The sequence below is a fragment of the Rheinheimera sp. genome, assembly GCF_030824435.1.
Taxonomy (GTDB): Bacteria; Pseudomonadota; Gammaproteobacteria; order Enterobacterales; family Alteromonadaceae; genus Pararheinheimera.
Genome location: NZ_JAVBXS010000095.1, coordinates 1 through 21,477 on the forward strand (window position 1 = coordinate 1; position 21,477 = coordinate 21,477).

Genomic DNA, 21,477 nt, shown 5'->3' on the forward strand with positions numbered 1-21,477 from the left:
CGAACCCCCACGCCGCGAAGCGCTAACACCTGAAGCTAGTGTGTCTACCAATTCCACCACCGAGGCATATGCCGCCGACGCCGTGCATATTATGCGCCGGCTGCATTTACGTCAACCTGCCATTGCAAAAAATCCTACATTTTTAAGCTGATCGTTTAAATGTTCAGCAAAAAGAAAAAGGTGCCTCCTAAATTCTGGCAGATATCACTATGGAAAAACCCGGAAGCGTCCTTGTCGCGGATAAAGCACCGGACAATCCGGATTTGCAGAAAACCGCCCTTTGCTTCATGTACCTTTAGCTATATCCAGCTGAAATAAGCTGCCTTCTATTGTCGCCAAACGCACCAGTTCATCAATAATGACACGCATTTTTGGCTGAAGATAAGGTGTTTTTAACCAAATCAGATGGATGGGTGTATGCTCTGCTACCTGATCATCAAATACAGACACCAGAGCCCCGGTTGTTAAATGTTCAGCAACTAACCAGAATGGCACCTGCACCAAACCAAGCCCGGCCAGTGCTGCTGCCAACATGGCTTCACAATCGGCAATTTCGTGGCGCACCGGAATATCAAATGCCTCTGTGATGCCATCGTCGTTTTTCAGCCGCCACTGCCGTTGCTGCCGCAAAGGCCAGCCGACAATACACTGATGCTGTGTCAGCTCTTTTTTATGTGTTGGCATGCCGTGGCGCTCAAAATAGCCAGGAGATGCACAAATCACTCTTTTTTGTTCGCCTAAACGGCGCGCCACCAAATCGAGACTGTCATCCAGCTGCCCTACCCTGATGGCGAGATCGATGCCATCTGCACTTAAATCCACCGGTCTGTCATTAAAAGTGATGACTAAGTCCAGTTGTGGATGTTGCTGCGCCAAATGAAGCAAAGCAGGCAATATAAATCTGCGGCCAAAAACGACAGGTAATTCGATACGCACCCTTCCGCTGGGAACTTGCTGCTCGTTGCCAAGCCTACTTTGTGCTTGCTGCAGAATGGCCAGGGCTCTTTGGCAATCTTGCAGGTATGAATCGCCACTGTTGGTTAAACTCACCTTTCTGGTGGTTCTGTGTAATAGCTTGGTACCAAGACTGTTTTCCAACCGTGCAATACTTTTGCTTAAGGCAGAGCCCGTCATGCCTAATGCCTGGGCAGCTAAAGTAAAACTGCCCAGCTCTGCCACCTGCACAAAATGACGGATCTCAACAAATTGCTGATTAACCATAAATATTAATTCCTATTGAGACTTACTATAGTGAACCATAAAGACTTAATCAGGTGATGTAAATCATTTATGCTGGTTTCACTCAGGCAGTATGTCTGCCACAACAACCGGATAACATCTGTGTGCTTTTCAGGCTGAACAACGCCAATATGCAAAACAGCCAGCGGAATTTCCCAACCCGAGGTAAATGAATAATGACATCATCTAAAGAACTGCAAAATAAAGTGGCCTTTGTACAGGGCGGTAGCCGTGGTATAGGTGCTGCTATTGTAAAACGTCTGGCTCGTGACGGCGCCGCAGTAGCATTTACTTATGTTTCTTCTGATGCACAGGCTGAATTGCTGGTGCATGACATTGTGACTGCCGGTGGTAAAGCTATTGCCATTAAAGCTGACAGCACAGATCCTGAAGCCATCCGCCGTGCTGTCCGCGACACAGTGCAACAATTAGGGCGTCTGGATATAGTGGTAAATAATGCCGGTGCTTTGATCTGGGAGCCTATTGAAAATCTTACGCTGGAGCATTGGGAACGCACTATTAATACTAATGTGCGAAGTGCTTTTATTGCCAGTCAGGAAGCCGCAATGCACATGCAAGATGGCGGAAGGATCATTCATATTGGCAGTACAAACGCAGAAAGGGTGCCTTTTGCCGGCGGCAGTATTTACAGCATGAGTAAAGCCGCGCTTGTGGGTTTAACCAAAGGTTTGGCACGTGACCTGGGCGCAAGGGCTATTACGGTGAATAATATTCAACCTGGGCCAGTAGATACAGATATGAACCCGGCCGACATTGATGCAGCAGCACCGGTCAAAGCCATAGGTGCTTTGGGTCGCTACGGTACTCCAGACGAAATTGCCGCTTTTGTTGCTTTTATTGCCGGTCCGCAAGCAGGTTATATCACTGGGGCCAGCCTGATGATTGATGGTGGTTTTTCAATATAACAACCACCATCAGTGGTATCCGGATAAAAAAGAACGCCGGGCATTTGCCCGGCGTTTTTCTGATAAACAGTGACACGGCGTGAACCGCGCTATCTGCTTAATATTTGGCTTTTTTAATTAAACCAATTTCTTCCAGACGCTGCATCAGGTAGTCGTTGGAATTAATAGGCTCAGGGTAACGATTTGGGTTTTCTGAGCTGATACAAGAATCCAGCGTTTCAATCACATAATCCGGGTTCGGATGCATAAAAAACGGAATTGAATACCTTGGCTGACCAGCAGCCGCGCCTGCCGGATTAACCACACGATGTGTGGTTGACGGCAACACATGGTTGGTCAGGCGCTGCAACATATCACCGATATTCACCACAATAGTGCCTTCAATAGTCGTGACTGGTAACCAGCTGCCGTCACGGCGCAGAATTTCCAGCCCAGACTCATGCGAGCCCACTAATAAAGTGATGAGGTTAATATCTTCATGCTGACCAGCGCGGATAGACTGGGTTGAGGTATCCGCAATTGGCGGATAGTGAATTGGCCGCAAAATAGAGTTGCCATAATTCACTTTGTCAGCAAAGTATTTTTGATCTTGTTTTAAGAACAAAGCCAAAGCTTCCAGCACCTGACAACCCAAGGCTTCTAACGCTGAATACAGCGCATAAGTGGCCTGCTTAAACCCTGGTACTTCAGCAGGCCATACGTTTGGATACAAACTAGGGTGTGGCGCCGGGCCGTTTAACTCACGGCCAACATGCCAGAACTCTTTTAAGTCCGGATGTTTGCTGTCTTTGGCTTTTTCAACACCAAATCCGGTGTAACCACGCGCACCACCCTGCCCAGGCTGATGGTATTGCGCTTTGACTTCAGTCGGTAAAGCGAAAAATTGTTTAATCGCTTGATAGGTGTTAGCAACCACTTCGTCCGGAATACCGTGGCCACTAATGCCACAGAATCCAAACTCAGTGTAAGCTTTGCCAATTTCGGCAACAAAGTTTTCTTTGTCGGTGGCAAACCGTCTGATATCTAAGGTTGGGACTTGTTGTTGAGTCATAGAACAGACCTGTTTTTCTTAGGTTGATGAGCTTAAATAAAAGAAAAAGCCTGCAATTGCTGCCGACATTAAATTAGCCAATGTCGCGGCAAACAGTGCTTTTAAACCCAGCTGTGCAATATCAGGCCGACGACTTGGCGCCATGCTGCCAAGACCACCCAACAGGATGGCAATCGACGAGAAGTTTGCAAAGCCACATAACGCAAAGGTTACGATTATTTGCGTGTGCTCAGAGAGCTTGCCTTCCTGCACATACTTAACAAAGTCCAGGTAGGCCACGAATTCATTAATCACCAGCTTTTGGCCGATAAAACTACCGGCTAACCGTGCTTCTTCCCAGGTTACGCCCAGGATAAAAGCCAAAGGCTGGAAGATATAACCAAAAATCAGTTGTAAGGTTAAACCTTCCATCCCCACTGCCGCGCCAGCCCAGCCGACGATGCCATTAATTAAAGCAATCAAACCAACAAATGCCAAAAGCATAGCGCCAACGTTTAAAGCCAGCATTAAACCACTGGCTGCGCCAGAAGCGGCGGCATCAATCACATTGGTACTTCTTTCGACAGTCTCAATTTCAGTCAGGTGGTTTTTTGGCGTATCAGTTTCCGGGATCAACATTTTTGCCATTAACAAACCACCTGGGGCGGCCATAAAGCTGGCAGCAATCAGATATTTCATCTCTATCCCTAATAAGGCATAACCAGCAAGTACCGAGCCTGCAACCGAAGCCAGACCACCCACCATCACAGCAAATAACTCGGAGCGGGTCATGGTTGGAATAAATGGTTTAACAATCAGTGGTGCTTCGGTTTGGCCAACAAAAATATTACCTGCCGCACTCATCGATTCAGGACGGCTGGTGCCGAGTAATTTCTGTAAACCACCACCGATAATACCAATGACAAATTTCATCACACCGATGTGGTACAACACGGCGATTAACGAAGAGAAGAAAATGATGACGGTCAAGACGTTGATCGCAAAAACAAAACGTCCCATATCACCGAATAGAAATTTAATACCTTCATTGGCGTATGCAATCACATTGCTCACAGCAGCTGACACATTAATCAGCACATCTTTGCCAAAAGGGATGTACAGTACAAAAGCGCCAATAGCCAGCTGAATGGCAAAAGCGCCACCCACGGTGCGCCATTTAATCTGGCTTTTGTGTGCAGACGCCAAATAGGCGACTAATAAGATGGCAAAGATGCCAACTAAACTCATCATATTGATATTCCTTGGATCTAGATCCGCAAAAGCTGCAGAATTATTGTTCTAGTGATGCCGGATTCCTAGGATAGCACCAAAAGATCAAGTAGTTACAGTTTCGAAGCGGGAGGCCGCCAGCTGAGTTGCCGGAGCTTGAGATTGCTTGTCTGGGGTTGTCTAAACTTGAAGTTTTGCCGGTCGATTATAACAGAAAAGAAACAGTTGAAAAGAGCCGGAGCATTAGTGTGTTCATAGACAAGTTTTGCTGAGAATTAAGCTTTATATCATCAACTTAGCTGCAGCTTATTCACAAATAACCCCGGATACCGAAACAAAAAAACCGCTATAACAGCGGTTTTTTTCGGCTTTGCAGCTTTAGACTGCCAGTAAAGAGCGTATTTTTGTTTTGATAATATCAATGGCTATTTCGTTTTTGCCACCGCGCGTCACCACCAAATCAGCATATTGTTTGGATGGGGAAATAAACTCAAAAAAGGCCGGACGCACGTAGTTTTCATATTGTTCGGTAATAGAACTTAAAGTACGGCCCCTGTCTTCCATATCTCTTTTAATACGGCGTAATAAACACACGTCCAGTGGTGTATCCATAAACACAGTGATATTAAATTGCTCACGCAGACGGGCATCTGTTAACAACAAAATACCTTCCACCAGAATCACTTTGGCTGGTTGCACCTTAATGGTTTCGGTTTTACGGGTATGGGTTTTATAACAATATTGCGGCATTTCTACCGCCTGACCTTCACGCAATTGTTGTAAATGCGCCGCCAGCAATTCATGCTCAAAAGCGGCCGGATGGTCGTAATTGGTCAGCACCCGCTGATCCATCGATAAGTGGTCCTGATTACGGTAATAGGCGTCCTCTGCCAACACTGAAATACGTTCACCGCCAAATTCAGCAACAAGTTCCTGATAAACGGTTGAAGCGAAAAGACTTTTGCCTGACGCAGAAGCACCGGCAATTGCAATAATGGTAGGTTTGGCCACGGTTCTGTTCTTATAAGTGTGAAATAAGCGTAATTATCGCGAATTTATGCAAAATTAGAAATAATTAATGTCTTGTTAGCGCAAAGCTTTGTGCTGCATCTGCAACTGAACTTATGCAAAAAAGAAAACGCCGGTCAGTTGACCGGCGTTTTTATGTGCTCTGAATGGTTATCAGAAGTTGTAGCTTACGCCAACTTTCATACGCCAGGTCGACTTTTCTGTGTAGAACTTGTCCCAGTTGCGCTGGTTCGACGTAATGTTGTTGTAAACATAATGGTAAGTGTTTTGGTCCAACGTGAAGTTAGCCAGAGTGACGTCACCGAAGTCATCGCCGTACACTTTACCTTTGCTGCTGTCGATCAGGTTCAGCAAGTTTTCGATATTAAAATATACCGAGCCTTTATGACCTTCAGCAAAACCAGGGATTTCCTGACGTAACGACAGATCCAGTGTGGTTACCCACGGAGTTGTTGCTACACCTTTTGGCAGGTATTGACCCTGGTACTGATCCAGACCTAACTGAGTCACACGTTCCCAGAACGTTGCTTCTGCAGCAGGGTTAGCAAATTTAACTACTGAATAATCGCCTTTTACCGGAATAAACGGCAGGAAGTAGTTGTTGGTTGTGCCAGGGCTTAACTGTACGTACGGGTTGGTCGCTTGTGGGCCGTTGAAGTCAGTTACACCTAACAGATAGTTAATTGGCTTGCCTGAACGACGCTCGTAGAACATGCTGACGTTAGTTGCATAACCAGAGAACAGTTCGGTTTCATAACCAAAGTTCACCACAAAACGGTGTTCAGTTTCGAAAGTAGAACGACCTAACAACATTTCGTTACGGTTGATTACCGGGTTATTACCATAGTTACTGCCTGCAGTAGAACTGGTTGCCGGTGCACCTTCAGTAATGTCCTGGTTGGTGTATGAAGTTACAACACTGATACCGTTGTCCCAGTTCTTGCTCAGCATAGTGCTGATAATTTTAGAACGGCCATCGTCTTCAGCATTGGTCAACATGATGTCAACAACACCATCGGTGTCGCGGTAAATCTTACGCTGACCATCAGGCGTGGTAGCAATTTGCTCAGAAGGCAGAATGCTGACATCTTGCCATACAACGCTGTCTTGTTTCTGCACATACAACAACTCTGTAGTCCAGTTGATGTCATCACCAATCACTGGCAGGCTGAACACATAGTCAGCAGCCAACTGATAACGCCAGTCAGACGGCAGGTTGAAGTTAGGATCAACCAGGTTAGTGTTACCACCCGTAGTAACACCAGCAACAGCATCTTTTAACGCCTGAGGAATTTGATCAAGCTTCACGCCAGTCAGGTTGCTTAAGGTACGGTCGCCGGTACCTATACCCACGTTTGAGTAGCTGTTTGAAATCCACACTGTTGGCTGACCACCAGAGAAGCGGCCTACACCACCACGTAAAGTCAGATCTTCAGTTGCTGTGTAAGTGAAACCCAGACGCGGCAGGAAAATATCGATGCCATCTAAGTTTTCGCTGTTGTCATAGCCGGTACGGGCCAGAGAGAAAGCGTTAAAGGCAGGCTCGTCGTTTGAACCTAAGCGCTCATAACGTAAACCCATATCCAAAGTCAGCTCGTCAGTTGCAGCCCACTCGTCATTGATATACAGCGCATGCTCGTCACGGATGAAGTCTGCCGCTGCATCATTTGGATTGTGGCTGATGGCGTTCTGATAACGGATGTTGGCAATCTGGTTCTGGAAGTTCGCCAGGCTGCTGAAGGTGTATTGACCTTTAGTGCGTTGTAAGAACAGGTTAAAAATATCTAAACGTTTAAACTGGTAACCGAAGCTTAAACGGTGATCGTCCATCAGGTAATCACCATCAGCAGCCAGGATCCAGGTTTTCTTCTGCAGGTCATTTGAATGACGTGACAAGTCGCTACCAATGGCAATAGTGGCTGTCTGGCCTGGGTTGCCAGCAAAACGCGGCACTGTGATTGATACATCACCAAACTCTGACAAAGATTTTTGTACAGTGGCAACGTCCATATAAGTTGCGCTTAACTGGGTTGAAAAATCAGAGTTCCAGTCAGAGTACAATTTAAAGGCGTGGTTATTCAGGGTTTCTTCTTTGTTGTACCAGTTAGAAGACAAACGCATTGTGGTTGAGCTTGACTGGTTGCCCTGAGTCTGGTTGCCTTTGTTGTACTGGTAGGTATAAGCAGCACGGTGTAAGTCGCTGATGTTCCAGTCCAGTTTAAACAACAGTTTTTCGTCAGTTTCTTCCGGAACTACATTCCAGTCACCTGCGTCAACGCCATATACAGTGCGGGCGATGTTCACAACCTGATCAATTTGTTCCTGTGATACAGCGCTGGCGTTTGATAAACCAGAGCCGGCAGGACCCCATTCCAGTGGTGGTGTTGCATCATAACTTTCAGCAGAAACGAAATAGAACAACTTGTCCTGTACTACTGCACCACCTAAGGTAGCAGCCCAGTTTTTGTTGTCATATTTCAGTGGCACTTCACCATTCGGGTTTTGAGCAGTGGCAGCAAAACGGTTTTCAGGCGTACCGGCTAAGCTGTCGTTTTTAATTTCATATTTAAATGAACCAAAAGTGTCGTTTGCGCCAGACTTGGTCACAGCGTTGATTTTACCACCCTGGAAACCACCGTCTTTGGCGTTAAAAGGTGATACATCAATAGTGATCTGATCAATGGCATCAAAAGAAATTGGTGAGCGTGTAGTTGGGTAACCGTTAGCATTCAGACCAAAGTCGTCGTTTTGTGAAATGCCGTCAACGCTGATGCTGTTATAACGTGGGTTAGTACCAGCAACACTTAACTCACCGTCTTTAGGTGATAATACGGCTAACGGGTTGTTTTTAACGATATCTTTCAGATCGTTGTTCAGGCTTGGTGCGTTTCTGATGTCATCTTCACCAAAGTAGCTGCTGCTGCCGTTGTTAGAAGCAGCAATTACAGCACCTGTTACCGCAATACGTTCAACGTCGTTGGCTTGTAATTGTTTGTTCAGCTGATAAGTGTCGCCCAGTTGCAGGAACACGTCACTCACAGTTTCATCAGCATAAGTGTCTGAATCAACGATAATTTTGTATGGACCACCAACACGTAAACCAGAGGCAACAAAACTACCGCCTTCGTTGGTGATTACAGTGCGGCTGGTGCCTGATGGTACGTGCAGAATAATAACTTTGGTACCTGCGGCAGCTGCGCCTTCAGGATTAGAAATACGACCGCGGATTGCTGAAGAAGTATCAGCCATGGCGTAGCTTGAACTTAAGGCCACGGCAACTGCCATAGCAATATGTCTCATTTTCATATCTGTTTTCACCCGGTAGTTGTAGGTTTTATCGAACCCTGATTAAAGCAAATCGTTGTTTAATTTTGGGAGACAAGCTTAACGCAGTATCATTACGTTTTTCTTACAGCCCTGTTTGACCTTTAAATTTATGCAGATTAAGGGAACTAATCTAATTTCTAGCGGTCAAAACGCGCCTGTTGTCAAATCAGTGTAACATATCAGACCAGAAATATGCAGAGTCGCTAATAACTTTGCTTAATATTTCGCAGAAATTTGCTGCAAAATTCAGCATTCTAGCCATCTAATTGCAATATTTCTGGGTTAAAACCACATTTCTGGTTATGTTGTCTGCCAATTTACTGAATGGACCTTATCAATGAAAAAGACGGCTGTTTTGCTGACTTTATTTTGCTTTTTTGCTGGAGGTGCTCCGGTGACGGCCACTGAACTTACTATCGCTACTTTTAACGTCAGTATGGAAGCGGAAAACTATGTGGAAAAAGGCCAGCCTTTGGGACCACAAGTGTTGTCAACACGCCTGCAACAAGGCGACAATCCACAAATCAAAAATATCGCCGCTATTATTCAGCAGGTGCGGCCAGATGTTATTTTGCTAAACGAATTTGACTACATTCAAGATCCCAAAGCCGGTGTGCAGCTGTTTATTGACAATTACCTTGCCAAACCACAACAAGGCGGCAAACCGCTGAATTATCCTTATTTTTATTACAACACCGTCAATACCGGCCAGCCCAGCGGTTTTGATTTAAATAACGATGGCAAAATAAATACGCCTGGTGAAGACGCCTGGGGTTTTGGCAAATATCCCGGCCAATATGGCATGGTGCTGCTGTCGCGTTTTCCAATAAACGCGCAACAAGTGCGTACTTTTCAGCATTTTAAATGGAAAGATATGCCAGGCCACAAAACCACGGTAAAAGCCGATGGCAGCCCCTGGTTTAGTAAAGATGCCTGGCAACAGATGCCACTTTCCAGTAAATCCCATTGGGATATACCGCTGAACGTTAACGGTAAAACTTTGCATATTCTGGCCAGTCATCCTACTCCGCCGGTATTTGACGGCGCAGAAAACCGCAATGGCCACCGCAACCATGACGAAGTGCGTTTTTGGGTTGATTATCTGTCGGGTGAGGACTACATCTATGACGATAAGGGCCATAAAGGTGGTTATCAAACCAAAGCACCTTTTGTGATTCTGGGTGATTTAAACTCATCTCCAGCAGAAGGTGATGCCTTTCGTGATGCCATTCAAGCGCTTATCCAGCACCCGCTGGTGAACGGCGCGCCCACTCCCACCAGCAAAGGTGGCGAGCTTCACAGTCCAACAAATCCCCATGCCGCCTCACACACAGCAGGCTGGCGGATGAGAGCCGATTATGTGTTGCCTTCCAAAGCCGGTATCAGCGTCAAACTGAAACAAAGTGGCGTGTTCTGGCCAGCGCCTGGCGAGCCTTTACATGAAGTGGTGAATAGCCGCGGTGCCAGCTCTGATCATCGTTTGGTCTGGCTAAAACTAAGTCTGGACTAACAATGCCGGGCTTGTTGGGTCTCTGAAGCAGAGGCTGCTTTTTACATCAGCGAAGTTTCAGCCTGAATAAACAAAGTTTATCAGCAATAAAAAAGCGCCAAAAAAGGCGCTTTTTTATTATTTTAGCTTTCACCCTGCCGGCTTATTGCTCTGCCAGCGGCTGGCTATAAGCCAGCTCCATATCCCATGGCAACTGGATCCAGGTGTCCTGCTCTATGTCAGTGACGTATTTGTCTACCAAAGGTTTGCCTTGTGGTTTGGCATACACAGTGACAAAACAGGCTTGCGGGAAATGTTCACGCAGTGCTTTGGCCGTTTCGCCTGTGTCGACTAAATCGTCGACAATCAGCAGCTTAGGGCTGTCTTTTAACGCAGCGTCTTTTAAAATTTTCAGTTCACGCTGCTGGTCATGGTCGTAGCTCGACACACAAATGCTGTCTACTACCCGGATATTCAGCTCACGCGCCAGAATAGCAGCTGGCACCAGGCCACCACGACTCACCGCCACTATGCTGTCAAAACCACCATCCAGACATAACTTGGCCAGCTCTTTGGTGGCACGGTGAAAAGCTTCCCATGACACATAAAACATTTTATTGCTGCAAAGTGACATACAAAGTTCCTTATGCCAGCGCCAAAGCGATTTCAACCATCTCGTTAAAGCTGGTCTGACGCTCATCCGGGCTTAATGACTCGCCGGTACGGATATGATCAGACACTGTCATAATGGCCAGAGCATTGATGCCATATTCAGCAGCAACACCGTATAAACCGGCCGCTTCCATTTCCACCCCTAAAATGCCGTATTTTTCCAGCGTATCAAACAGCGTGGCATCCGGGTTATAAAATAAATCAGAGGTAAAAACGTTACCTACTTTGACACCGATGTTTTTGGCGCGCGCTGCAGTGACAGCACGTTCCAGCAAATCAAAACTGGCTAAAGCGGCAAAATCCATACCTTGCAGACGGTTGCGGTTCACTGCTGAGTCTGTGCTGGCGCCCATCGCAATCACAACTTCACGCACTTTGACCGACAGTGGTAAACCACCACAAGAGCCAATACGGATAATGTTTTTAACACCATAAAACTTCACCAGTTCAGTGGCATAAATAGACATCGAAGGCACGCCCATGCCAGAGCCCATCACGCTGACGTCTTTGCCGTTATATTTGCCGGTAAAACCGTACATGTTACGTACTGTGTTCACACATTTTACGTCGGTTAAAAATGTGTCGGCGATATGTTTGGCACGCAGCGGATCGCCCGGCATTAAAACTGTGGCTGCAAAAGCGTCTACATCAGCGTGGATATGTGGAGTGGTCATCAGTTATCTCTTATTTGTTAGATTTTAATGCGGGTCTGGGCTAAAAAGGACTCACCATAAGCCAGTTTTTCCAGACCAAAAAATTCGGCCAGCGTCTGGCCCATATCAGCAAAACTTTGCCTTTCTGCCAGATTTACCGGCGCTACCTGCGGGCCGCTAAATAACACAGGCACATATTCGCGGGTATGTTCGGTGCCAACCCAGGTTGGATCACAACCATGATCGGCAGTCATTAACAACACTGAATTTTCATCAAGCGCAGCCGTTATTTCCGGCAGGCGGCTGTCAAAATATTCCAGCGCTTCACCATAACCAATTGGGTCGCGGCGATGGCCATAGTTCTGATCAAAATCCACCAGATTGGTAAATATCAGGCTGCGATCCGGCGCTTTGGCGTATTCTTGCAAAGTGGTATCCACCAGCGCCGCCAAACCATTGGCTTTGACTGCTTTGCTGATGCCCTGATGGGCATAAATATCGGCAATTTTACCAATGCTAATCACAGTGCCACCGGCTTGTGTCAGCTTATCCAGCAGCGTTGGCGCCGGAGGTAACACCGAATAATCTTTACGGTTGCCGGTACGGGCGTAATTTTGTGCGTTGTCGCCTAAAAAGGGACGTGCTATCACCCGTCCTATATTGTAAGGGTCCAGCAACTCTCTGGCGACTTCACAAAAGTGGTAGAGTTTGTCTAAGCCAAAATGTTCTTCATGCGCCGCTACCTGAAACACACTGTCGGCCGAGGTGTAACAAATTGGCATGCCGCTTTGTACATGTTCATCACCAAGTTTTACCAGAATATCTGTGCCTGAAGCGTGGCAATTACCCAAAATACCGGCAACGCCTGTACGCAGGCATAACTCGTCGATTAACTCTTGTGGGAAACTCTGTTGTTTGTTGTGAAAATAACCCCAGTCAAACAACACAGGCACACCGGCAATTTCCCAGTGCCCACTTGGGGTGTCTTTACCACTGGAGAGTTCTGCTGCAAAACCATAAGCGCCTTGTACCGGCTCCAGATCGGCCACAGCGGCAATTTCAGAAGAAGCGGCAAAAGCGGCTTTAACTAAGCCTAATCTGGCCAGGTTAGGCAACGCCAGTTGCCGGCCTTTGGCATTGGCAAAGGCGCGGGCTATGCTGCTAAAGGTATTGGCGCCGGCATCCCCAAATTTTTCGGCGTCCGGTGCACTGCCAATACCAAAACTATCCAGCACCAGAATAATTGCTTTTGTCATCGTTATTACCTCGGTTGACTCTGTACCACAGCAGTTGCAACAGCAACGCCAGAATATAAGGGTAAGAACATCAGTCCATACTGCAGCAGCCATCCTTAAAGATAGCCCAGAGTCCTTCGCTTATGCATCTGGCCTGAGCTTCAGATAGAAAATAGTCGGATGGAGAAAAACCATCCGCAGATCCGGCCAGTCAGAGCACAAAAATAAAAAGGGCACGCAGCTTAGAACGAAACAAAAATTTTAGCAATCCCTGCAGAAATGCCGGCGCTCAGACCGTTGTTTTTACCACAAAATCAGCAAACAACAACCCGTGGTTTTGTCACAGTCTTGCCCTTCTGTACCCCCAAGGGAGTAGCCAATGACCCCCTTCAAGGTCATAACAATCGGTGGTCTTGCGCTCTAACATAAGCACAACGCCGAGCTGTGTAAGCTAAGTCCTGATGTTCAGGATAAGTGATTACCCTTTGTAATCCGCCTGCAGCAGCCGTGGCAATTGGGCCACCGGGCCTGACGGGAAACGGTCAGACCTCCCCACTCTGGAAAGGTGTGTTGTGATGCTTCAAGATCAATTTAACCGTCGTTTCAGCTACTTAAGGCTGTCGCTGACGGAAAGTTGCAACTTTCGTTGCAGCTACTGCCTGCCAGATGGCAACGAATGCCAAAGCCGCAGTGAAGAACTGACGCTACCGGAAATTAAACGGCTGGTCACCGCCTTTGCCCTTTGTGGCACCCGCAAAATTCGCCTGACCGGCGGTGAACCCAGTTTGCGTCGCGATTTAACTGAAATTATTGCCACCTGCAAAGCAGTGCCTGGCATTGAACAGGTGGCGATGACCACCAATGGTTACCGGCTGAAACGGGATATTCAAAGTTGGCTGGACGCCGGACTGGATGCACTGAATGTCAGTGTCGACAGTCTGGACCCCGCCACTTTTGCGCTGGTGACAGGTCAGGACAAACTGCCGGATATTCTCGAAGGCATTGAATTGGCAAGTAGCCTCGGCATTAAAAAACTTAAACTCAATACAGTGCTGCTGCGCCAGCATAACGCCGGTGCATTGCCCGACTTTATGGCTTTTGTCAAAAACCGTGCTGTCACTTTACGTTTTATTGAACTGATGCAAACCGGCGACAACAATGCTTTTTTTGCCCGTCAGCACTTATCAGGTGACAACATCAAACAGCAACTGCTCGCTGCCGGCTGGTTATTGGGGGTGAAAGACGCCCACGCCGGGCCTGCACAGGAGTTTTTCCATCCAGCACATCAAGGCGGCATTGGACTTATCATGCCGTACAGCAAAGACTTTTGTGCCGACTGCAACAGACTCAGGGTATCGAGTCTTGGCGAGTTATTTCTTTGTCTTTTTACCGAACAACACCGCAGTTTACGCCATTTGCTGGCGCAGGATGAACCCGAACAAATCCGGCAGTTTTTACAGCACAGCCTGCTCTTTAAAAGCAGCAGTCATTCACTTGCTGAACAAAAAACCGGAGCCACCCGTCATCTGGCGATGATTGGCGGTTAACCCCTTGCGGGTTCATACACAAAGCGCAAAAGCAACAATCAGGCCGGGGTTTGACAGTGTTTCAGCACAGGCTGAACTCAGCAAAAACACCGGTTTATGGCAGGTAGTTTATGACAAATCAACACCAGCTCAGTGCAACAGCACAACAGCAAAAACCAACAACACAGCTGCAAAGCGCCATTATTCTGGCCGGCGGCCGCTCCAGCCGGATGGGCCAGGATAAAGCGCTGCTGAAACTGGACGGTGACAGCCAGCTCTGCCGAACCGTTGCACTGGCCAAAGCTGCAGGCTGCGATCAAATTCTGATTAGCCGCAACCAGCCCGGTTTTATTAACGACCTTTATCCGGATGCCGGCCCGCTGGCTGGTATTCAGGCTGCTTTGCTGCAGGTACATGCCAGCCAGTGCCTGATTTTACCTGTCGACACGCCGCTGCTAAACGCAGCGCTGTTAACTTTGCTGCTGCAATATCCTTGTGCTTGTTTTGCCGGTTCACCTTTACCTGCAGTGATCCCAACGAATCAGCAGGTGAAACACTGGCTGGCCAAAACGCTGCAACACAACACAAGCGCGGCAAAAAACAACAACACCACATCGGGCTTGTCAGTCACTGCATTGCTTCAGCAATTTGGGGTACAACAACTGCCTTGCCCTACCCCTGCTGCGTTGTTGAATACCAATACACCTGGTGAGTGGCAACTTGCCTTGCAACAACATCAGCACCTGAACCCGGAGGCAAGCCGTTATGGCCAAAATACCTAAAGTTTTCCAGCCGCTGACTGTTGCAGTGCTGACTATTTCCAACCGCCATACCGCAGAAAGTGACAGCAGCGGCGATTTGTTGTGTCAGCTGTTATCGGATGCCGGTCATCTGCCGCAGCACCGTGCCATAGTGCCATCAGCGCTGTATCAAATCCGCGCTGCGGTGTCGCAACTTATTTGTGATAACAACCATCAGGTGATACTGCTAAGCGGCGGTACCGGCTTTGCGCCAGACAACTGTACTGTCGCCGCCATCAGCGTGTTATTTGACCAAAAAATTGAAGGTTTTGGTGAACTGTTCCGCCAGCTGTCTTTTGCCGACATTGGCAGCGCCGCCCTGCAATCCAACGCAGTGGCCGGCCTTGCCAACCATAAACTGCTGGTGGCGATGCCGGGTTCACCTGCGGCCTGCCAACTGGCGATGCAACAGCTGGTGTTGCCCCAGCTCGACGCCCGGCAAGGGCCTTGTAATTTTGTGCCACAACTGGGGCCAGCACAGCATCAACCAGCCGCAGGCAAGCAACTGCCAGAGCAACAATTCTGTTGCCAACACAACTCACAACAGGAGTGATACAGATGAAAGATTATGCAGGGCTGACTCATCTGAACCAGGACGGCAGCGCCCGGATGGTTGATGTTGGCGCTAAAAACCACAGTCAGCGTCAGGCTGTGGCTTCGGCACTGGTGCAAACCACACCAGAAGTGATTGATTTATTGTTATCTGCCAGCTTAAAAAAAGGTGATGCTCTGGCCTGCGCCCGCATTGCCGGCATTATGGCAGCAAAAAAAACCAGTGATCTGATCCCGTTATGTCATCCGCTGGCACTTAGCAAAGTAGCCATTGAATTTAGCCCCGACATCAAACTGGGCACGCTTCGGATCAGCGCCACCTGCGCCGTCAACGGCAATACCGGCGTGGAAATGGAAGCTTTAACAGCAGCAGCCGTTGCCGCTCTGACTATTCACGATATGTGTAAAGCGCTGGATCCGGCGCTGGTGGTCAGCAATATTCAGCTGGAAGAAAAAACCGGTGGTAAATCAGGGCATTGGCAAAGAGCGGTTTATTTACAACAGCGCGCCGAACTTGTGCAAAACACGCAGCAATACCAGAGCCAGACCCACCATAACCAACCGGCCTCAGCCGCCAGGGAGCACATTGATGATTAAAATCCTGTTTTTTGGTGCACTGCGCGAAAGACTACAATGTGCCAATCTGAGTTTCGAGCTCAACAGCCCCTGCACAGTGGCCGATGTAATGGCTCAACTGCGTCAGCGCTCACCGTTATTTGCCGATGCTTTGCTGGACGCCAATCTGCTTTATGCACTGAATCAGCAGCTGTGTGATGTGCAGACTCAGGTGCAAAGCGGTGATGAAGTGGCGTTTTTCCCGCCTGTCACCGGAGGTTAAGATGACCGCAGTCTTTTTGCCACAACAGGGCAGTACCACCATTGAACCAGCAACAACGGCAGATTCAAACCCAGAGCACCTTGCTGCTGCGGCAGACAAGGTTGCCAATCACCACAACAGCGCTATTTATATCAAAGTGCAGATGCAGGATTTTTCACAACAAGTGCTGTATCAACAACTTGCTGCCACACCTTATTGTGGCGCCGTGGTAACCTTTACCGGGCTGGTACGGGATCACCCGGAGCTGCAGTTACAAGCGCTGGAGCTGGAACATTACCCGGGCATGACAGAAAAAGCGCTGCAGCAAATTGCAACAGAAGCAGCGCAAAGATTTGAATTAAAAGCTATTTCAATCATTCACCGCGTTGGTTTATTAACTGAAAGGGAACAAATAGTGTTTGTTGGTGTGGCCTCGGCGCACAGAAGCAGCGCTTTTGCCGGCGCCGAATTTATTATGGATTATTTAAAAACCCGGGCGCCTATCTGGAAAAAACAACACGACAGTCAGGGTTCGGCCTGGGTCGAAGCCAAAGCCTCAGATACAGTGCAACAGCAGCGGTGGCAACCATGACATCCCCGTCGCTGTTGCGTTTACCTGCAGTGTTGCGGCTCTGTGTGGTTATTGCCTGTTGCATCTGGCTGCTGCTGAACACCACTGTCAAAGCTGCAACACCAGGCAGCCTGGTGCGCATTGCAGCTGCGTCCGATTTACGCGACGCTTTAACGGCCATCAGCCAGCAATTTCAGCAGCACCACCCCGACAGCCAACTGGAGCTGGTGTTTGGCTCGTCCGGCAAACTGCAACAACAAATTATGCATGGGGCACCTTTTGACCTTTATCTTGCCGCCGATTTAAGTTATGCCAATAACTTATGGCAACAAGGTTTTGCGCTGCAGGCGCCTGTGGTACTTGGCAAAGGCCATCTGGTGCTGGTGACCAGAGCTGGTCTTGCTGCTGCAACTTTGTTAAGCGATCTACAGTCTGCCCGGTTTCGTTTTATTGCCATCGCCGAACCACAACATGCCCCTTATGGCGACAGAGCCAGACAAAGCATGAAAAATAGCGGCTTATGGCAGCAGTTAGCCCCCAAAATAGTGTATGGCGAAAATGTCGCCAAAACCTTTGCGCTGGTACAAAGTGGTGCTGCCGATGCAGCACTGGTGGCCTTGTCATTGCTAAAAAAACCGGGCAATAAACCAAAGTTCCCGGTGATTGACAGCAGCCTGCACCAGCCACTGCAAGCAGCGCTGCTCAGGCTAAAACATGCCCAAACACCACAGGCTGCACAGTTTTACCATTATCTGCAATCGGCGCAGGCTCAGGCACTGCTGCAACAATATGGTTTTAGTGCACCATGAACCTGCTGCAACTCAGTCCGGCCGACTGGCAAGCCTTGTGGCTGACACTCAAACTCTGTGCTGTTACCACTTTACTGCTGCTGTTGATTGCCACACCACTCGCCTGGTGGCTGGCCTTTGGCAAACAAAAAAGACACAGTTTAGTGGAAGCCGTAGTAACTTTGCCGCTGGTGTTACCGCCTACAGTGTTGGGTTTTTATTTGTTGTTGTTATTCAGTCCACAACAAGGCATAGGCCTGTGGCTTTCCAGTCTCGGTTTGCCGCCGCTGTTATTTAGTTTTGAAGGTCTGGTGCTGGGCTCGGTAATTTATTCGTTACCTTTTGCTGTGCAACCGCTCAAACAATGTTTTCGAACTGTCGGCAAACAACCGCTGGAAACCGCAGCTTTATTGGGCGCCGGCCGCTTTGACCGTTTTGTACATGTCTTATTGCCGCTGACCAGACCAGGTTTTATTGCCGCAGCCAGCTTAACCTTTGCCCATACCCTGGGCGAATTTGGCATGATTATGATGATAGGTGGCAGTATTGCCGGCGAAACCAAAGTGTTGTCGGTGTTGATTTATGACCATACCGAAGCCATGAATTACGGCGCCGCCCATCAGTTATCTTTGTTGATAGTGCTGATGTCTATGGTGTTGTTATTTGGTCTGAACCGCTGGCAACAGGAGCGCCGTTAATGACAGCAACAGCAACGGCAATACCAGCGGCTGCGCCCGGCGCTGAAGCCCAGACCCAACAACAACGGCCATCACAACAGCCAGGCTTAAAAATTGATATTCAGCTCAGCAGAGCAGGTTTTCAGCTGGCCATTTGTACTGACATTCCTTTCGAAGGCGTCACCGCCATCTTTGGCCGCTCCGGTTGTGGTAAAACCAGCCTGCTGCGCGCCATTGCCGGACTGGAACCTGCTGTACAGGGACAAATCAGTTTTGCCGGACAACAATGGCTTGATGGCAAACAACAATATCCGGTGCAGCAACGCCGTATTGGCCTGGTCAGTCAGCATGACACTTTGTTGCCTCACTTAACGGTTCAACAAAATCTGCTGTTTGGCTACGAGCGGGTGCCGGCCGCCTTACGCCGGCTGCAGCCTGCTGAGCTTTATCAGCGCCTTGATTTAACCTTGTTGCTGGATCGCAAAGTACAGCAGCTGTCGGGCGGGCAGAAACAACGGGTCGCGCTTGGCCGCGCTTTATTAGCACAACCGCAACTGTTGTTATTGGATGAACCTTTTAGCGCTTTAGACAAACAAGGCCGGCAGGAAATTTTGCCTTATCTGCAACAACTGCTGCTGGATATTAAAATACCGGTGCTTTTTGTCAGCCATCAGCTGGAAGATGTGGTGCAGCTGGCTGATCAGCTGTTGTTGTTAACTGACGGCAACATAACAGCACAGGGCCCGCTGGCCAACCTGTTACATCAAGAAGTTGATTTGCAACATGAAGCTTTAAGCCTGTTATATGGTCGTTTGCAACAACACGGCAGCACAGCTGCTGGTTATTGTCAGATTTTGCTTGGTGACACTCTGGTGTTATTACCGGTCCAGGCTGGCCACCAAGGGCGCCAGGACTTATGCCGGTTAAAAATAAGAGCCCGTGATGTCAGCGTCAGCCTGCAGCCACTGCAACAAAGTTCGATTCAGCTGCAACTAAGCGCACGCGTCAGCCATTGGCGAGCGGCTAGCCAGCCGACAGAATTATTGTTGTTTCTGACGCTGAACGATGGCCAGCAACTGACAGCACAAATCAGTAGCCTGGCCTTTTCACAACTGGCGCTGCAACAAGGCAGCGCCTTATACGCCAATATCAAAGCAGCAGCTTTAAGTTAACAACCAGCCAGCGCCTTGTGCTGCGCCGATAAAAAACCGGCAGCAAATTGTTGCAAACGTTCACTGCTGCTGCCTTGCGGCAACATTACTTCAATCAGTGAAAAACGCTTGTCATCTTGCATCGCATAAGCAAAAGCAGTTTCCAGCTGTGACAAACTCCAGACCTGATAAGCACCGCCCCCCATGCCACGGGCAATAGCGGAATAATTCCAGCCTTGCAGCGAGGTCGAGGTCAGCTCTGGCGAAAACGCTTTGATCATTTGCCAGCCACTGTTATTGAGCAACAACACAATAGGGGCAAAACCATAACGGGCACAATGCCCCAACTCCAGCCCTGTCATCTGAAAAGCACCATCCCCAACCAGCACCAGCGGCCTTAAACCACTGGCTGCCTGCACCCCAAGCGCGGCCGGCACTGCATAACCCATAGACGCATAAAAAGCCGGCGCCAGCAGATAAGTAGGTTTCACCTGCAAGGATGCAAAAAGGCAATCACCAATATCACTGACCACTGGCACCAGCGTATTTTGCTGGCTAAGTAGCTGATCAATCAGTGTTAATACACTGGCCGAATTTAGTTTGCGATCCTCAGTGGCCTGAAGCTGTGGTGTTGGCGCCGGTTTCACATCACGGTTGGCAAAACAAGGCAGCGGTGCCAGCAGCAGCTGTTCCAGCAGTTCTTTGATGGCCAGATCATGAAAAATCACGCCGGCCATTTTTAGTTCACCCTGCTGTATCAGCAGCAGTTTTTCGGCCGGAAACAACGCCTGATGGGCAGCAAAGTTGCTGTCATTCTGAATCACCCCCAGCTGAATTATTAAATCTGCGTCCTGCAGTAGTGTCAGTGCTGCCTGGTCCTGCTTATCGACAAAAACACCGGCATATTGCGGATGCTGCTGATCAACACAAGCCCGTCCAAGCAAAGTGGTCAGCATAGGCACATTCAGCACAGTGGCCAGTTGTTCCACCAATGCCACAGCGCCAAAACGCCGCACGCCAATACCACATAACAACACGGGTTTTTTCGCCTGATGTAGCCTTTTGACTATGGCGTCGCTCGCCAGCTGCAGCTCCTGCTGATGCAAAGGATCCTGCCCTTGTTGCTGGCAATGCAAAGCCGCCAGCGCCTGCGATACCGCCGCTGTGGATAATTGCCAATTTGCGGCATCACGCGGAATTTCAATAAATACCGGCCGGGATTCACGTTGACAGCTGGCAATAGCCCGGCACAATTCGGCGGCAGCAGTACGCTCATCATCCAGCCGCACCTGAGCACAGGTGATTTCACGGTAAATATCACGTTGTGAATCCAGATGCCGCGCCTGATGGTGGATCAGCAGGTTACGCTGAATTTCTGCTTCGGATGGAAAACCGGCAATAATCACCAGCGGCACCTGCTCGACATAAGCCTGTGCCACTGCATTCACTGCATTCAGGGCGCCGGCGCCATAAGTTAATACCACGGCGCTGGGTTTATTGGCCATACGGGCGGCAGCGTCGGCGGCAAACACAGCTGAAGGTTCATGGCTGACATAATAAAGCGGAATTTTACCGGCTTGTTCTAATCCGGCAAAAAGTGGCAACACAAAGTCACCGGGAATACCAAATATCTGTTGTACCCCCGCCTGTTGCAACTGCTGCAACAACAAATCCACTAAACGCATTTTTTACACCTCAGTCTTTGTAGTTGCGTTAGTGTGCGACGGGGTGAAGCTGTGCTTGTTGACCTGGATCAAGCAAGCCA

General features: G+C 48.7%; 20 protein-coding genes and 1 riboswitch. Of the genes, 11 read left to right on the forward strand and 9 right to left on the reverse strand.

Annotated features, from left to right (window positions below; translation table 11 throughout):
- Positions 1 to 285: 285 nt before the first annotated feature.
- On the reverse strand, positions 286 to 1,221 hold the full coding sequence (locus tag RCH83_RS15650; protein ID WP_306523716.1) for a LysR family transcriptional regulator: 936 nt from the start codon (positions 1,219 to 1,221) through the stop codon (positions 286 to 288).
- 194 nt (positions 1,222 to 1,415) lie between these two features.
- On the opposite strand from RCH83_RS15650, the gene RCH83_RS15655 reads away from it, so the two are divergent.
- Positions 1,416 to 2,165, forward strand: a complete 750-nt coding sequence (locus RCH83_RS15655; protein WP_306523717.1) for a 3-oxoacyl-ACP reductase family protein — start codon at positions 1,416 to 1,418, stop codon at positions 2,163 to 2,165.
- A 97-nt stretch (positions 2,166 to 2,262) separates the two neighbouring features.
- Here RCH83_RS15655 and RCH83_RS15660 read toward each other — a convergent pair whose 3' ends face one another.
- From RCH83_RS15660 to RCH83_RS15675, 4 genes are all read right to left on the reverse strand, one after another.
- Complete coding sequence (locus RCH83_RS15660) at positions 2,263 to 3,216, reverse strand: isopenicillin N synthase family oxygenase (RefSeq protein WP_306523718.1); 954 nt, start codon at positions 3,214 to 3,216, stop codon at positions 2,263 to 2,265.
- An 18-nt stretch (positions 3,217 to 3,234) separates the two neighbouring features.
- Complete coding sequence (locus tag RCH83_RS15665) at positions 3,235 to 4,446, reverse strand: NupC/NupG family nucleoside CNT transporter (protein WP_306523719.1); 1,212 nt, start codon at positions 4,444 to 4,446, stop codon at positions 3,235 to 3,237.
- A gap of 357 nt (positions 4,447 to 4,803) precedes the next feature.
- Positions 4,804 to 5,436 (reverse strand): uridine kinase, encoded by a 633-nt coding sequence (gene udk / locus RCH83_RS15670; protein WP_306523720.1) that lies wholly within the window; start codon positions 5,434 to 5,436, stop codon positions 4,804 to 4,806.
- Between the two features lie 171 nt (positions 5,437 to 5,607).
- On the reverse strand, positions 5,608 to 8,760 hold the full coding sequence (locus tag RCH83_RS15675; RefSeq protein WP_306523721.1) for a TonB-dependent receptor domain-containing protein: 3,153 nt from the start codon (positions 8,758 to 8,760) through the stop codon (positions 5,608 to 5,610).
- 415 nt (positions 8,761 to 9,175) lie between these two features.
- Between RCH83_RS15675 and RCH83_RS15680 the strand changes: the two genes are divergently transcribed.
- Complete coding sequence (locus RCH83_RS15680; protein ID WP_306523722.1) at positions 9,176 to 10,291, forward strand: endonuclease/exonuclease/phosphatase family protein; 1,116 nt, start codon at positions 9,176 to 9,178, stop codon at positions 10,289 to 10,291.
- A gap of 142 nt (positions 10,292 to 10,433) precedes the next feature.
- On the opposite strand, the gene gpt is transcribed toward RCH83_RS15680, so the two are convergent.
- The 3 genes from gpt to RCH83_RS15695 are packed head-to-tail and all read right to left on the reverse strand — an operon-like array spanning position 10,434 to position 12,851.
- Positions 10,434 to 10,904: a xanthine phosphoribosyltransferase gene (gene gpt, locus RCH83_RS15685; protein ID WP_306523723.1), complete on the reverse strand. Its 471-nt coding sequence runs from the start codon at positions 10,902 to 10,904 to the stop codon at positions 10,434 to 10,436.
- A gap of 10 nt (positions 10,905 to 10,914) precedes the next feature.
- Positions 10,915 to 11,616 (reverse strand): purine-nucleoside phosphorylase, encoded by a 702-nt coding sequence (gene deoD, locus RCH83_RS15690; protein ID WP_306523724.1) that lies wholly within the window; start codon positions 11,614 to 11,616, stop codon positions 10,915 to 10,917.
- A gap of 17 nt (positions 11,617 to 11,633) precedes the next feature.
- Positions 11,634 to 12,851, reverse strand: coding sequence for a phosphopentomutase (locus RCH83_RS15695; protein ID WP_306523725.1), 1,218 nt, complete (start codon positions 12,849 to 12,851; stop codon positions 11,634 to 11,636).
- Between the two features lie 401 nt (positions 12,852 to 13,252).
- Positions 13,253 to 13,414, forward strand: a riboswitch (molybdenum cofactor riboswitch).
- Between RCH83_RS15695 and moaA the strand changes: the two genes are divergently transcribed.
- The 9 genes from moaA (at position 13,406) to modC (ending at position 19,733) form a co-directional block, all read left to right on the forward strand.
- Positions 13,406 to 14,377 (forward strand): GTP 3',8-cyclase MoaA, encoded by a 972-nt coding sequence (gene moaA / locus RCH83_RS15700; RefSeq protein ID WP_306523726.1) that lies wholly within the window; start codon positions 13,406 to 13,408, stop codon positions 14,375 to 14,377. Its footprint overlaps the riboswitch before it by 9 nt.
- 110 nt (positions 14,378 to 14,487) lie before the next feature.
- On the forward strand, positions 14,488 to 15,138 hold the full coding sequence (locus tag RCH83_RS15705) for a molybdenum cofactor guanylyltransferase (RefSeq protein WP_306523727.1): 651 nt from the start codon (positions 14,488 to 14,490) through the stop codon (positions 15,136 to 15,138).
- Complete coding sequence (locus RCH83_RS15710; RefSeq protein ID WP_306523728.1) at positions 15,122 to 15,709, forward strand: molybdenum cofactor synthesis domain-containing protein; 588 nt, start codon at positions 15,122 to 15,124, stop codon at positions 15,707 to 15,709. The genes RCH83_RS15705 and RCH83_RS15710 overlap by 17 nt, the downstream gene beginning before the upstream one ends.
- A gap of 5 nt (positions 15,710 to 15,714) precedes the next feature.
- Positions 15,715 to 16,305, forward strand: coding sequence for a cyclic pyranopterin monophosphate synthase MoaC (moaC, locus tag RCH83_RS15715; protein ID WP_306523729.1), 591 nt, complete (start codon positions 15,715 to 15,717; stop codon positions 16,303 to 16,305).
- Complete coding sequence (locus RCH83_RS15720) at positions 16,298 to 16,546, forward strand: MoaD/ThiS family protein (RefSeq protein WP_306523730.1); 249 nt, start codon at positions 16,298 to 16,300, stop codon at positions 16,544 to 16,546. The genes moaC and RCH83_RS15720 overlap by 8 nt, the downstream gene beginning before the upstream one ends.
- A 1-nt stretch (position 16,547) precedes the next feature.
- Entirely contained in the window at positions 16,548 to 17,117 is a 570-nt protein-coding gene (gene moaE / locus RCH83_RS15725) for a molybdopterin synthase catalytic subunit MoaE (RefSeq protein ID WP_373689791.1), read from the forward strand.
- Positions 17,114 to 17,905: a molybdate ABC transporter substrate-binding protein gene (gene modA, locus RCH83_RS15730; protein ID WP_306523731.1), complete on the forward strand. Its 792-nt coding sequence runs from the start codon at positions 17,114 to 17,116 to the stop codon at positions 17,903 to 17,905. The genes moaE and modA overlap by 4 nt, the downstream gene beginning before the upstream one ends.
- A 2-nt stretch (positions 17,906 to 17,907) precedes the next feature.
- Positions 17,908 to 18,582: a molybdate ABC transporter permease subunit gene (gene modB / locus RCH83_RS15735; RefSeq protein ID WP_306523774.1), complete on the forward strand. Its 675-nt coding sequence runs from the start codon at positions 17,908 to 17,910 to the stop codon at positions 18,580 to 18,582.
- A complete protein-coding gene (gene modC, locus RCH83_RS15740; RefSeq protein WP_306523732.1) occupies positions 18,582 to 19,733 on the forward strand; it encodes a molybdenum ABC transporter ATP-binding protein in 1,152 nt (383 codons plus the stop codon). The genes modB and modC overlap by 1 nt, the downstream gene beginning before the upstream one ends.
- Here the strand turns inward: modC and RCH83_RS15745 are convergent.
- Entirely contained in the window at positions 19,730 to 21,397 is a 1,668-nt protein-coding gene (locus RCH83_RS15745) for a thiamine pyrophosphate-binding protein (protein WP_306523733.1), read from the reverse strand. The two genes, modC and RCH83_RS15745, sit on opposite strands and share 4 nt — an antisense overlap.
- Positions 21,398 to 21,477: the final 80 nt, after the last annotated feature.